General features: G+C 64.0%; 10 protein-coding genes. 5 read left to right on the top strand and 5 right to left on the bottom strand.

Features of this window, described 5'->3' with window-relative positions:
* The first annotated feature begins 91 nt into the window (after positions 1-91).
* A complete protein-coding gene (locus tag EN808_RS18950; RefSeq protein WP_135916620.1) occupies positions 92-1,471 on the top strand; it encodes an MFS transporter in 1,380 nt (459 codons plus the stop codon).
* A gap of 44 nt (positions 1,472-1,515) precedes the next feature.
* On the opposite strand, the gene purH is transcribed toward EN808_RS18950, so the two are convergent.
* The 4 genes from purH to htpX form a co-directional block, all read right to left on the bottom strand.
* Positions 1,516-3,132: a bifunctional phosphoribosylaminoimidazolecarboxamide formyltransferase/IMP cyclohydrolase gene (gene purH, locus EN808_RS18955; protein ID WP_135916621.1), complete on the bottom strand. Its 1,617-nt coding sequence runs from the start codon at positions 3,130-3,132 to the stop codon at positions 1,516-1,518.
* 105 nt (positions 3,133-3,237) lie between these two features.
* Positions 3,238-4,962, bottom strand: a complete 1,725-nt coding sequence (locus EN808_RS18960) for a heparinase II/III family protein (protein ID WP_135916622.1) — start codon at positions 4,960-4,962, stop codon at positions 3,238-3,240.
* A gap of 147 nt (positions 4,963-5,109) precedes the next feature.
* The gene (locus EN808_RS18965) at positions 5,110-6,498 is read right to left on the bottom strand and encodes an RsmB/NOP family class I SAM-dependent RNA methyltransferase (RefSeq protein ID WP_189522216.1); all 1,389 of its coding nucleotides are present in this window, start codon (positions 6,496-6,498) and stop codon (positions 5,110-5,112) included.
* Positions 6,495-7,514: a zinc metalloprotease HtpX gene (htpX, locus tag EN808_RS18970; protein WP_135916624.1), complete on the bottom strand. Its 1,020-nt coding sequence runs from the start codon at positions 7,512-7,514 to the stop codon at positions 6,495-6,497. Before htpX ends, EN808_RS18965 begins: the two co-directional genes overlap by 4 nt.
* Before the next feature lie 105 nt (positions 7,515-7,619).
* On the opposite strand from htpX, the gene EN808_RS18975 reads away from it, so the two are divergent.
* A complete protein-coding gene (locus EN808_RS18975; RefSeq protein ID WP_135883265.1) occupies positions 7,620-7,838 on the top strand; it encodes a DUF1674 domain-containing protein in 219 nt (72 codons plus the stop codon).
* A 60-nt stretch (positions 7,839-7,898) separates the two neighbouring features.
* Here the strand turns inward: EN808_RS18975 and EN808_RS18980 are convergent, their stop codons facing one another.
* Positions 7,899-8,564 (bottom strand): HAD-IA family hydrolase, encoded by a 666-nt coding sequence (locus tag EN808_RS18980; protein WP_127277741.1) that lies wholly within the window; start codon positions 8,562-8,564, stop codon positions 7,899-7,901.
* Between the two features lie 165 nt (positions 8,565-8,729).
* Here EN808_RS18980 and EN808_RS18985 point away from each other — a divergent pair, with 165 nt between their 5' ends.
* The 3 genes from EN808_RS18985 (at position 8,730) to EN808_RS18995 (ending at position 13,054) form a co-directional block, all read left to right on the top strand.
* A complete protein-coding gene (locus tag EN808_RS18985; protein ID WP_127277740.1) occupies positions 8,730-9,599 on the top strand; it encodes a transglutaminase family protein in 870 nt (289 codons plus the stop codon).
* A 346-nt stretch (positions 9,600-9,945) separates the two neighbouring features.
* Complete coding sequence (locus tag EN808_RS18990; RefSeq protein WP_135883266.1) at positions 9,946-11,424, top strand: pilus assembly protein; 1,479 nt, start codon at positions 9,946-9,948, stop codon at positions 11,422-11,424.
* 361 nt (positions 11,425-11,785) lie between these two features.
* Positions 11,786-13,054: a cyclopropane-fatty-acyl-phospholipid synthase family protein gene (locus tag EN808_RS18995; RefSeq protein ID WP_135863311.1), complete on the top strand. Its 1,269-nt coding sequence runs from the start codon at positions 11,786-11,788 to the stop codon at positions 13,052-13,054.
* Positions 13,055-13,073: the final 19 nt, after the last annotated feature.

Below are 13,073 nucleotides of genomic sequence, written 5' to 3' on the forward strand. Positions count from 1 at the left end.
GGTGAGGGGCGGCACGAACATTTGCCAGTTTGCATGCCCATGAAAAACATGCAGACATGACGCCCGACGCGGGCGGGCCGGGGGAATCAGCATGGCGGCGGTAGAGACAGTGCAGCGGGCGTCGGGGCGCGGCATCTGGGGGTGGATGTTCTTCGACTGGGCGGCGCAGCCGTTCTTCACCGTCGTCACCACCTTCATTTTCGGACCGTATTTCGTCTCGCGCATGGCGAGCGACCCGACCGCCGGACAGGCGGCCTGGGGTTATGGTATCGCCGCGGCGGGGCTGGTCATCGCGATCCTGTCGCCCATCCTCGGTTCGATCGCCGACCAGACCGGGCCGCGCAAGCCGTGGATCGCCTTCTTCGCGACGATCAAGATCGTCAGCCTCACCCTGCTGTGGTTCGCCGCGCCCGGTTCGAACCTGTTCCTGGTCGTGCTGTTGTTCTCGCTGGCTTCGGTGGCGGCCGAGTTCTCGACCGTGTTCAACGATTCCATGATGCCGCGCCTGGTGCCGAAGGCCGAGATCGGCAGGATCTCCAACATGGCCTGGGGACTTGGCTATCTCGGCGGTATGATCGCGCTGATCTTCGTCGTCCTGTTCCTGGCAGGCAATCTGGAGACCGGCAAGACGCTTATCGGCATCGACCCGCTGTTCGGGCTCGATCCGAAGCTTGGCGAGGACGCGCGCTTCACCGGACCGATGTCGGCCGGCTGGTATTTCCTGTTCATCCTGCCGATGTTTTTCTTCACGCCCGACGCCGTCAAGGGCATCCCGATCGGGCCGGCGGTGCGCGAGGGCCTGTCGGAACTCAAGTCGACACTCGCCGAAGTGCGCAACCGCAGCGGCATCCTGCGCTTCCTCGCGGCGCGGATGATCTATCAGGACGGCGTCAACGCGCTGCTGGCGCTGGGCGGCACGTTCGCGGCCGGCATGTTCCACTGGTCGATCACCGAGATCGGCCTGTTCGGCATCATCCTCAACGTCGTCGCCATCTTCGGCTGCTGGATCGCGGCGCGGCTCGATACCGCGCTCGGCTCGAAGCACGTCGTGATGGTTGCGCTGGTCATGCTTTCGGTCGCCACCGTCGGCGTCGTCTCGACCGGACCGGGCTTCACACTGCTCGGCCTTATACCGCTGTCGACCGCCGATTCAGGCGGGCTGTTCGGCACCGCCGCGGAAAAGGCCTACATCCTGTACGGCTTGCTGATCGGCCTCGCCTTCGGTCCGGTGCAGGCCTCGTCGCGCTCCTACATGGCGCGCAGCGTCACCGCGGCCGAATCCGGGCGCTATTTCGGCATCTACGCGCTGGCCGGGCGGGCCACCAGCTTCCTGGCGCCGTTCATGGTGGCGACCATCACCGCGCTCAGCGATTCGCCACGGCTCGGCATGGCCGCGATCATCCTGTTCCTCGGCATCGGCATGGCGATCCTGGTTGGAACGCCATATCCGGCGGATCGGCCGGTTGAGTAGCAGCGCCACTTCCTTCTCCCACAAGGGGAGAAGGATGGGGGTGCTCAATGCCGGAAATGCCGCACGCCTGTGAACACCATGGCGATGCCATGTTCATCCGCGGCAGCGATGACGTCGTCGTCGCGCATCGAACCGCCCGGCTGGATCACGGCCGTGGCACCGGCCTCGATGGCCGACAGCAGGCCGTCGGCGAAGGGGAAGAAGGCGTCCGAAGCGACCACCGAGCCCCTGGTCAGCGGCTCAGTCACCCCGGCGGCCTCCGCCGCGTCGAGCGCCTTGCGGGCGGCGATGCGTGAGGAATCGACGCGGCTCATCTGGCCGGCGCCGATGCCGACAGTGGCGCCGTCCCTGGCATAGACGATGGCGTTCGACTTGACGTGCTTGGCGACGCGGAAGGCGAATTTGAGGTCGGCCATTTCCGCCGGCGTCGGCGCGCGCTTCGTCACCACCCTCAGTTCGAGGTCGTCGACCACGGCGTTGTCTCGGCCCTGGACGAGCAGGCCGCCGGCGACGGACTTGACCGTCGTGCCTGCTGTACGCGGATCGGGCAGGCCGCCGGTGACCAGCAGGCGCAAATTCTTCTTGGCGGCGATGATTGCCGCGGCCTCGTCGGTGGCGTCGGGCGCGATGATCACCTCGGTGAAGGTTTTCACGATTTCCTGCGCCGCCTCGGCGTCGAGGGTGCGGTTCAAGGCGACGATGCCGCCGAAGGCCGAGACCGGGTCGCAGGCGAGCGCCTTGGCGTAGGCCGCCTTCAGCGACGTACCCTCGGCCACGCCGCAGGGATTGGCGTGCTTGATGATGGCGACGGCGGCCGAGCGGTTGGGGTCGAACTCGCCGGCCAGTTCGAAGGCGGCGTCGGTGTCGTTGATGTTGTTGTAGGATAGCTGCTTGCCTTGCAGCTGCCGCGCCGTGGCGACGCCCGGCCGCTTGTCGCCATTGACATAGAAGCCGGCGCCCTGATGCGGGTTCTCGCCATAGCGCATGACTTCGGCCAGCCTGCCGCCGAAGGCGCGCCAGGTCGGATGCTCGATCTCCAGGGCCTCGGCGAACCAGCCCGAGATTGCCGCGTCATAGGTGGCGGTGCGGGCGAAGGCCTTGGCCGCCAGCTTCTTGCGGAAATCCAGCGACAGCGAGCCGATGTTCATCTCCAGCGCGTTGAGCACCGCGGCGTAGTCGCCGGGATCGGTGACGATGGCGACGTAAGCGTGGTTCTTGGCCGAGGCGCGGATCATCGCCGGGCCGCCAATGTCGATATTCTCGACGATCGCCGCGTAGTCGGCGCCGGAGCGGCGGACTTCCTCGAAGGGATAAAGATTGGAGACGACGAGATCGATCGGCTCGATGCCATATTTGCGCATCGCCAATGCATGCTCGGGATCATCGCGCACGCCTAGCAGCGCGCCGTGCACCGACGGGTGCAGCGTCTTGACGCGGCCGTCCATGATCTCGGGAAAGCCGGTGAGCTCGGAGACGTCGCGTACCACCATGCCGGCCTCGGCGATCGCTTTTGCCGTGCCGCCAGTGGAGACCAGCTCGACGCCGGCCGCGGCCAGCGCCCTGGCAAAGTCAAGCATGCCGGTCTTGTCGAAGACAGACAGCAGCGCGCGGCGGACCGGAACGAGGTCGGGGGCGGGAATGTTCTTGGCAGGAACGGCCATGGGCTGGCGGCCTTTCAAGTCTGGAGGAGCAAGCCCGCGCCGTAGCACATGAGGCCCGGAAATCAAGCGTTCGCTTTTTCACGGCATGCCATTGCCGCCGCAAGCTCAGTTGTTTTCGGGATAACCGGCGATCTTTGTCCGCGTCAGCTGCCAATGGACTTCGGCAATTTCGGACGCCCTGAAAGCGAGCACGATCTGGCGGCTGCGGCGTGGACCGCCCAGACCGGCGAAATAGATCGATTCCTCCACCTCGGGCATCACTTCGCTGGAGGTGAACACCCAGGTGTCAGCCTGATCGGCGGTCAGGATCAGCCGCTCCTGTTCGTCCTGCAGCAGATTGATGTCCGGATGGATGTGAAAACGAACGGTGATGAAATCGCGGCCGTTGTTGCGGACCGCGGCGTTGCCGGGCCGATGGAACCGGTCCCGGCCCACCAGCACATTGCCGTCCGAGGAGAGTTTCAGTTCACGCTCATGCAGGAAGCCGAAACGCTGGAGATAGCCATCATGACGGGCGATGAAGCCGTGGACGCCCTTCTGGTCGATGCGTTTGCACTGCACTTGCTGCGGGCCGCCGATCAACGGCGAACCCAACTGGTCGTTGACCCGCAGCGCATGGGTGAAACGCGCCGAAGACGTGTCGTTGATGGTGGCTGTCGAATGCGCGGCGGTGGCACGGGCCAGCGGTCGGAACTCGGCGGCGCCGTAGGTGTCGATGCCGGCATTGACGATGTAATGCTGGCGCCCGGACGACAGTTCGAAGGCGAGGCAGCCGGCATGGGCTGCATTGGACACGTCGACCGGCGGCGGCAGGCCGGTATCGGCGATGACCGTGGTGCCACCGATCGCCAGCCGCTCATAGCCCGAATGCGGCGCATGCAGCAGCGGCGAGCCGGCGGTGTCGTCGTGGCGCAGGATGGTGGCGATGCGGTCATGGATGGTGGCGCCCATGCCGTTGAAGCGGGCGAGGCTGCCATCCTGATGGCGGAAGAAGCGCAGCGCCGGCAGCATGCGGTCGATGGCGCCGATCAGCGCCTGCGGCGGCGCTTCGGCCTGGTTGGCATAGGTCTGCCGCAGCGGCAGAAGGTCGGCGAGGATTTCCAGCACCACCATCGGATTGCGCGAGACATGGCCGCCGTCGGCAAGAATCTGGCGATTGAGTTCTTCGGCGAGGTTGCGGGTGGCGCTGCGCAGCGCCGAGGCCGGCGCCGGCAGGGACAGTGCGGCGAATGCCAGCGCGATGCGAGCGCGTAGCCGGTCCTTGCCGTCGGGCATTTCGCGCGCCATGGACTTGAGATAGCGGATCTGCATCGCCAGCGATTTCAGGAAGGCCCGGTAGAAGGGAAATTCGGCGCCCTGCAGCACGACGGAAGAATGCTGCAGCCAGGCGATGATGCGTTTGGCCGTCGTGCCTGGCTCCCAGGCAATGCCCGAAATATGGCTGCCATGCATGGTGATCCAGTCGGAAACGAGCGCGCGGGCGTTTGCCGCGGCCAGCTCCGTGCCGGCGGCGCGCATGTGGCGCAGCCAGCGAAAGCCATGCAGGGTCTTCTGCCAACCGTGATTGGCGACATTGATCTGGAAAGGGGATTTGCCGCCGGTCTCGACCAGATGGCCAGACAGGGGATAGCGGCCGTAATAGATCTCAAGTGCGATCTGCGGATCGGCGAGGCGCAGGTCAGGCGGCGCGATCAGGACGCGTTCGGGCGTGCGGCCGGAATAGCGCCAGCGATAAACCGGCCCGGCACGCAGGCGCCGGCGCGTCTTGCGCCAGAACTCCTTCGCGACCAGCGTCCACAGACGCGTCGTGTTGCCGGCAGCAAGTGCCAAAAGCCCTCCTGGTCGTCCTCTACCCCGGCACAAGTTTACATGATTGAACGTAGCGTGCGAAGGCGAATTCCTGGCAACGGGTCCAGTTAACCCGGTCTTAACCCTGACTTGCCCTAAAAAAGTCAACAAATCCGGGCGGTTACACGCTTAGCCGGCGCGGCGCATACGCGCGGCGAAGAAGCCGTCCAGACCGGAGCGCTCCGGCGCGCCGAGGTCGAGATCGGCGGGCGTGGTGCGCAGCGTGCCTTGCTGCGTCAGGAACGAATCGATGCCGGCGATCTCGCCCTGATGCAGCGGATCGTCAATGACCGTAGCCGCGTCCTTGAGGAAGGAACGATGCAGTTCTTCACCTTCGAGCGGGTCGAGCGAACAATTGGAAAAGACGATCCGGCCGCCGGGCCTGACCAGCGTGACGGCGCGGGCGAGCAGCCTGCGCTGCAGGTCGGCGAGTTTTTCGACGTCCGCCGCCGTCTTGGTCCACGGCACGTCGGGATGCCGCCGCACCGTGCCGGTCGAGGAACATGGTGCGTCGAGGAGCACGGCGTCGAACAACGCCGCCGGCTCGTATTTGAGCAGGTCGGCCTGGACGATTTCGGCGGACAGTCCGAGGCGGTCGAGGTTCTGCTCCAGCCGCGCAAGCCGGTTCTTCGAGGTATCGACGGCGGTGACCCTGGCGCCGGCCAGGATCAGCTGAGCTGTCTTGCCGCCGGGCGCGGCGCAGAGATCGGCGATGCGCAATCCGCCGACATCGCCGAACAGTCTTGCCGGCAAGCTGGCGGCCGCATCCTGGACCCACCAGGCGCCTTCGGCGAAGCCAGGCAGTTCGGTGACAGGGCCGGCAAGCTTCTCCACGCGCACCGTGCCGGTTGGCAGGACTATGCCGCCGAGCTTTTCGGCCCAGAGTTCGGCATCGGCCTTGACCGAGAAGTCGACCGGCGCCTCGTGGCGATGGGCGGCCAGGATCTGCCCAGCCTTCTCGGCGCCGTAGGCCGCCTTCAGCCGGTCGGAAAACCATTTCGGCGCTTCGTCGGTGGCGGCAAGCACTGCCGGAAGTTCGGCCTCCTTGGCGCGCGCGAGCGTGCGCAGCACGCCGTTGACCAGGCCGGAAAAACGCTGCGTGCGGGGGTCGGACTTGGCGTGCGTCACGGCGAGGTCGACGGCCGCGCTGTCGGGAATGTCGAGGAACAGGATCTGGGCCGCCGCCACATGCAGTATGTGCGACAAGGCGGTCGCGTTGGGCGGCAGCGGCTTTTCCAGGCGCCGCGCCAGCAATCCCGATATGGTCATGCGGTAACGCAGCGCGGTGACCAGTATGGCGCGCACCAGGCCACGGTCGCGCAAATCGAGCGCCTTGTATTGCGGATGGCCGTTCTCGTGGTCGGTCAGGCCATCAAGCGGCGTGCGGGCGTCGATGACGGCGGCCAGCAGCCGCGCCGCCGCCTTGCGCGCGGCAAGGCCGGCAACGAACTCGCCGCCGGCATTGTGTTCCTGATCGCCTGAAACCGTGCGTCGAGGTGCTCTGCCCGCCACGCTCACGACCACCGGCCCTTGGGTCCGGTCGGGTTACGGCCCCACGGATTGGATTTCGGGCTGGCCGGTTCGGCCTGTTGTTCCGGTTCGGCCGGCTTGCCCCACGGTCCGGCCGCCTGCGGCTCGTCCGCCCGCGGCGGCGTCTGTGTCTGGCGCTGCGTGGCCCGCGTAGCGCCATCGCCCATTTCGCGCGCCATCGCCTGCAGCGCGGCGATGCGGTTGTCGGTGCTCGGATGGGTGGAGAACAGACTGTCCATGCGCTCGCCATGCAGGGGGTTGATGATGAAGAGATGCGCCATTGCCGGATTGCGCTCGGCGTCGGGGTTGGGAATGCGTTCGGCCCCGCGGGCGATCTTGTCAAGCGCGGAGGCCAGCCACAGCGGGTGTCCACAGATTTCGGCGCCGCGCCGGTCGGCCTCATATTCGCGGGTGCGGCTGACCGCCATCTGCACGATCATGGCCGCGAAGGGCGCCACGATCATCGCCGCCAGCACGCCGACAAAGCCGAACGGATTGTTTTCGCGGTTGCCGCCGAGGAAAAAGGCGAAATTGCCAAGCATCGAGATGGCACCGGCAAAGGTGGCGACGATGGTCATGGTCAGCGTGTCGCGGTGCTGGACGTGGGCGAGCTCATGCGCCATCACGGCGGCGACCTCTTCGTGGGTCAGCCGCTGCAACAGGCCCGTCGAGGCGGCCACCGCCGCGTTCTGCGGGTTGCGGCCGGTGGCAAAGGCATTCGGCTGCGGATTGTCGATCAGATAGGTTTTCGGCATCGGCAGCCCGGCCTGCTTGGCCAGTGCCTGGACGATGGCGTAATATTCCGGCGCGTTCTTCTCGTCGACCTCGACGGCGCGGTTCATCGACAGCACCATCTTGTCGGCGTTCCAATAGCTGAACAGATTGGTACCGGCGGCGACCACCAGCGCGACCATCATGCCGCCCGAGCCGCCGATCAAAAAGCCGACGCCCATGAACAGCGCCGTCATGGCGGCGAGAAGCATGGCGGTGCGAATGGTGTTCATCGTCTGCTCCTGTCGCGATGGTGGTGAAAAAGGGTCGATCCTTGCGAGGTCATCGCTATATGATGGGAAACGCCTGTTCCTGTTTCAATCCGCGGGAAATATCGCATGAACGACGAAACCAGTAAAACGCACGCCGGCGATGGCAATGCGCCGCTGAAAGATTTGACGCCAGCCGCCCGCCGGGCGCTGGCGGAAGCCGACGCACGACGCACCGACTATCTCGCGCAGGAAGCCGCCCTGCCGAAAGAGATCGGTGGCCGTGGCGGCAAGGAGCCCGGCCGCTATGGCGACTGGGAGATCAAAGGCCTGACCAGCGACTTTTAGAGTGTGTCGATATTCAGCTGAGGCCGGCCGGCGTATCTCGCCATAGCTGGTGCGCCCAGACTAAGCGGCACTGCGCTGGGGCTCGAGCGCCAGCCAGCCTTGCTCGTCGACCGTGAGGCCGACCATGTCATAGGCCGATATCGCGGCATGCGGGGTCTGCAGCGCGTGCTGGTGCGTGGCGTTGATCACCATGACCGAAGCGCCCGCCGCCTCGGCCGCCGCAATGCCGGCCGGCGCATCCTCGAACACCAGACAATCGCGCGCGTCGAAGCCAAGCCGTCTCGCGCCGAGCTGGAAGCAATCGGGCGCCGGCTTGCCGCGGGAAACATCCTCCGCGGCGACGAGGACCGCTGGGACAGGAATGCCGGCGACCTTCATGCGTGCAAGCGCCAGCGAGCGTGGCGCCGAGGTTACGATCGCCCAGCGCTCCGGTGGCAGCGAATTGAGGAACGCAACGGCGCCGGCGATCTGGAGAATGCCATCCAGATCGGCCGCTTCCGCCTTCAGGAGCAGGTCGGCTTCGTGCGTCGGATCGACGCCCGGGAGCGCCAGGGCGGTGATGGTCTCGATCGCCCGCACGCCATGGATGGTCGGCAGGAAGGCGGCGACGTCGAGGCCGTGACGTCGTGCCCAATCACTCCATACCCGCTCCGCCGAGGCGATGGAATTGATGAGCGTGCCGTCCATGTCAAAGAGAAAGGCGGCGAATTTCTTGCCTGGGTACATGATTTTCCTTGGATTGCGGGGTGTGCCTTGGGGAAGAGCGCAACCGTATCTTCCAGGCGCCGGCATGGAAAGGCGCGAGAACGCCTTTTCGGACGGTCCAGGGAACCACCATCCCCCAACCGCGTTTCAGCCACACTATCTCCATGACCATCGAAGGGGGACGCGATGCTGATACGGCTCGGCTACGAAATCGCCATTGAATGCACAGAGCCGACGCCGGTGATTTCGCTGCTCGAGATTCACCGGGACAGGCAGGCCGATATCAAGCGGCAGACGCGGGTGCTGACGTCGCCTTCGGTGCCGACTCGGCTCTACCATGACCTGCACGGCAATGCCTGCCGCCGCTTCACTGCCCCCGCCGGCGGCTTTCGCATCCTCTACGACGCGGTGATCGAGGACAGCGGCGAGACGGACGAGATCAATACGCTGGCCAGGGAAATGCCGGTCGCCGAATTGCCCGACGAGGTGCTCGGCTATCTCCTCGGCAGCCGCTATTGCGAGACAGATCATTTGAGCAATCTCGCCTGGCAGCTTTTCGGCCATCTTCCCTCCGGCTGGGCGCGGGTACAGGCAATCGTCGATTATGTCCACAACCGGCTGTCTTTCGGCTACGGCTATGCGCGTTCGACTCGCACCGCCGCGCAGGCGCACGAGGAACGTGTCGGAGTGTGCCGCGACTTCGCCCATCTGGCGATCACGCTTTGCCGTTGCATGAACATTCCGGCGCGCTACGTGAACGGCTATCTCGGCGACATCGGCGTGCCGGCCGATCCGGCGCCGATGGATTTCTCAGCCTGGATGGAAGCATTCCTCGACGGCAAGTGGTACACGTTCGATCCGCGCCATAACCGGCCCAGAATTGGTCGCGTCGTCATCGCGCGCGGCCGCGATGCCACCGACGTTCCCTTGCTGCACAGTTTCGGCCCGCACCGGCTTACCTTGTTCAAGGTATGGACCTACGAGCAGGAAGGCAGGCTGTTCAATCCACCCCACCACGGTATCGACAGGACGGCCAGCGCACAGATGCTGGCCTAGGCATGTCGATATTCGGATGAGGCGGCCTGCAATTGCCTCACCTGAATCTCAACACAGCTGTCCTGGTACAGTTGACCCGTTGCGGCACAGAGACGCTGTTCCGCAACAAGACGTCGCCGCACACCCCACGAGGTCTTTGGTCTCGCATGGTAAGCGTCCGGTAAACGCGCGCGCGAATACAGTCCGACGTTTACCGGTCATTCACCTTCCTGCGCTGTGAAAATCCAACAAAAACAATGTTCTGCTGGCGAACTCCTGGTCTGCGGTCCGATCGCCGCGTCATCCGGCTGGAATCCTGCATTGCCCTGTCCGCGGCGACGAGGCCGAGGCAAGCGGAGGCTGTTGGATGCGGAATTACGGGGGTCTTGTTCACGCGGTCGGCGAGTTGGCCAGGGATCGCGGTGGAAATTTCGCGGTCCTGTTCGGCTTTGCCGCCTCGGTCTTGGCGCTGGTCGCGGGCTTTTCGGTCAATGTGACCCAGCTCTACAATGCCAAATCGAGCCTGCAGGGCGTGGTCGATGCGGCTGTAACATCGACGGCGCGTGACCTGACCACCGGTGCCATCAAGGAAGCCGACGCCAACAAATCCGTGCAGGCTTTTCTGGAAGCCAACAGCACGGCGGGCATGCTGCACGCCGGCCAGATCGTGCTCGACAAGCTGATCGTCGACAGGACCGCCAATACGGTCCAGGCGGATGCCCACGTCGATGTCGACCTCTATTTCCCGTTGTTCAGCACCGGTGCCATGCAGCGCGTCGGCGCTTCCACCACAGCGCTCTATTCCGACAAGCAGATAGAGGTGGCCATGATGCTCGACATAACGGGATCGATGGCCAAACGGGGCAACGTCAACAAGATCGGCGACCTGAAAGCAGCTGCGCGAAATGCCGTCCAGACGATGCTCGAGAACCAGGACTCGAAGAACCCCCGCGTTCGTGTCGCGATTGTGCCTTATGCATCTGGCGTGAACGCCGGCAAACTGGCGGAGAACGTCTATGCCGAAAAGCAAGGGAGTTCTGAACTGCCACCCGTCGCCGGCAGTTCGCTTCTGGTTGCCAAGACGGGCAAAAATCTGCTGCCGTCCTTCAGCGACTACATCTCCATTGTTGGTGCGGCCATGCCGCGCCCGGATAATTGCGCTACGGAGCGCAAGAACAAAAACGGCGACGCGGATTTGAGCGCCGACGGCCCAGACACTGTTCGCACAGACAGGAACGGCAAGAAATATTATGCCCTGGTCAATCGGGATGATCATCTCGGCGGCGAAGGAATGAACAGGTGTCCTGACGCGCAAGTGATCCCGCTGACCGCGGATTCCGATGCATTGCTCGATTCGATCGACGACTTCCGGGCCGGTGGTTATACAGCCGGCGCAATCGCCATTCAGTGGACCTATTATATGCTGTCGCCGCAATGGCGCAGCGCGATCAAGAATGCCGGCCTCGGCAACGGCGCTTCGAATGCCAATGGAAAGAAGATTGCCAAGGTCGCAATCCTGATGACCGATGGCCAGTTCAATACGGCCTTCGCGGGTGCCGCCGGGAGCTACAACGGCCAGGGTAACCTTGCGCGCGGCAATGCTGAAACGCTGTGCGGCAACATGAAAAATGACGGCATCGAGATTTTCACCATCGGCTTCGACCTGAACGATAAGGACATGTCGGCAACCGAGCGGGACCAGGCAAAGGCGGTGCTAAAGGATTGTTCGTCGAAAGACTCCTCCGCCACCGAGAAACATTATTTCGAGGTGTCCACCGGAAGTGAATTGGACGATGCCTTTCAGGCAATCATCCGCAACACCGAAAAGGTCATACTGACCCAATAATCCGCGAAAAGGAAAAGGCCGCCGCTTCTTTCGAAGCCGGCGGCCTTCCGTGTTTCCGTCCATGGCGCGGCTCAATGGCGGTGACGTTCACGTCACCCGCCGCGCATCTCGCGCCTTAACGGGAAGACTGCTTCCCGAAAGTGCAATCCGCTGAGGCCACGTTCTGGAAAACGAAATCACTCGACATCGGATCACCTCCTTTCAGTTCGTTGAACACACCTTCATGATGGGGTGCGTTGCAGCAAATGACAAGTGCCCTGCTGAAAAAGGCGTCCTTGCCGGAAGGTGGCGCCGCATGCTCCGGCTTGCGATCCAGGTCTTAAACGGACAAGATTGAGCCATCGACCGCGGGGGGAAGGACATGGACGCCACCGAAAGAGCGGCGCGCATCGTTAGAACGGTAGTCGAGGCGGTGAAACCCAGCTTCGCGGTCAGGCTGTGGACAGGTGAGCGGATCGGCCCCGCCACCGGCCCCGTGCTGATCATCAACGACCACGACATTGTCTGGCAGATCGTTCGCCGACCGTCCCTGTCGACCCTTATCGAGATGTGGATTTCCAAGGCAGTCGACATCGAAGACGGATCGCTGTTCGATTTCTATGCCCTGCCTTCGACGGGCAAGCTGCGTCCGAAGCTGAAGACTTTGCCGAAACGGGCGCTTCTGCGTGACTTGCCGGCGGTGTTGTTTTCGAGAAAGCAGATGACGTCGCGGGTAGATCTCGCCGGTCGCAACCCGTTCGTCAGCGGCTCCAGCAAGGAGGCGATCCAGCATCACTATGATATCTCGAATGCCTTCTATGGGCTCTTTCTCGACGAGCGCATGGTCTATAGCTGCGGGTATTTCCAGGATTTCGCAAACGGCATCGACGAGGCGCAGGTCGACAAGCTCGACCATATCTGCCGCAAGCTTCGGCTGAAACCCGGTGAAAGATTGCTCGATATCGGCTGCGGCTGGGGCGCGATGCTGATCCACGCCGCGAAAAATTATGGTGTCGTCGGACACGGCGTCTCGCTGTCGCAAGCCCAGACCTCGCTAGCCCGCGAGCGCATTCGCGCCGAGGGTCTGGAGGACAAGATCACCATCGAGATAAAGTCCTACGCGGAGCTGACCGGCACCTTCGACAAGATATCGTCCATCGGTATGTTCGAACATCTAGGCCTGGCAAACCATGCGGCCTACTTCTCCGCCGTCCACCGGCTGCTGAAGCCGGGCGGCATCTATCTGCATCACGCCATCACAAGGCGCAGCAAGGGCGACATCAAGAAGACCCTGCGCAAGGGGCCGGAATACAAGGCACTGATCAAATACATCTTCCCGGGTGGCGAGCTGGACACGATCGGCATGACGCTCGGCAATCTCGAAGCACACGGCTTCCTCGTCTACGATGTCGAGAATTTGCGCGAGCACTATGCCCGCACCTGCAGGCTGTGGGCCGAGCGTCTGCAGGCGCGGTTCGGCGAGGCGATCGCCGAGGTCGGCGAAGCCAAGGCGCGGCTGTGGCTGCTTTACCTGAGCGGTTGCTCCATCACCTTCGAACGCGCCTCGGCTCAGATATTCCAGACCGTCGCCACAAAGCGCGCGCGGGGTCCAAGTGGCTTGCCGCCGACGCGGGCGGATCTCTACCGGTAGCGCGGCGCGCCGAGCTCGG

It is taken from the genome of Mesorhizobium sp. M8A.F.Ca.ET.165.01.1.1 (assembly GCF_004792065.1).
In the GTDB taxonomy this organism is placed as follows: domain Bacteria; phylum Pseudomonadota; class Alphaproteobacteria; order Rhizobiales; family Rhizobiaceae; genus Mesorhizobium.

Excerpts from the sequence above, each read along its gene's own strand:
- EN808_RS18950 (WP_135916620.1), top strand. The coding sequence starts at position 92 with ATGGCGGCGGTAGAGACAGTGCAGCGGGCGTCGGGGCGCGGCATCTGG.
- purH (WP_135916621.1), bottom strand. The coding sequence starts at position 3,132 with ATGGCCGTTCCTGCCAAGAACATTCCCGCCCCCGACCTCGTTCCGGTC.
- htpX (WP_135916624.1), bottom strand. The coding sequence starts at position 7,514 with ATGAACACCATTCGCACCGCCATGCTTCTCGCCGCCATGACGGCGCTG.
- EN808_RS18975 (WP_135883265.1), top strand. The coding sequence starts at position 7,620 with ATGAACGACGAAACCAGTAAAACGCACGCCGGCGATGGCAATGCGCCG.
- EN808_RS18980 (WP_127277741.1), bottom strand. The coding sequence starts at position 8,564 with ATGTACCCAGGCAAGAAATTCGCCGCCTTTCTCTTTGACATGGACGGC.
- EN808_RS18985 (WP_127277740.1), top strand. The coding sequence starts at position 8,730 with ATGCTGATACGGCTCGGCTACGAAATCGCCATTGAATGCACAGAGCCG.
- EN808_RS18990 (WP_135883266.1), top strand. The coding sequence starts at position 9,946 with ATGCGGAATTACGGGGGTCTTGTTCACGCGGTCGGCGAGTTGGCCAGG.
- EN808_RS18995 (WP_135863311.1), top strand. The coding sequence starts at position 11,786 with ATGGACGCCACCGAAAGAGCGGCGCGCATCGTTAGAACGGTAGTCGAG.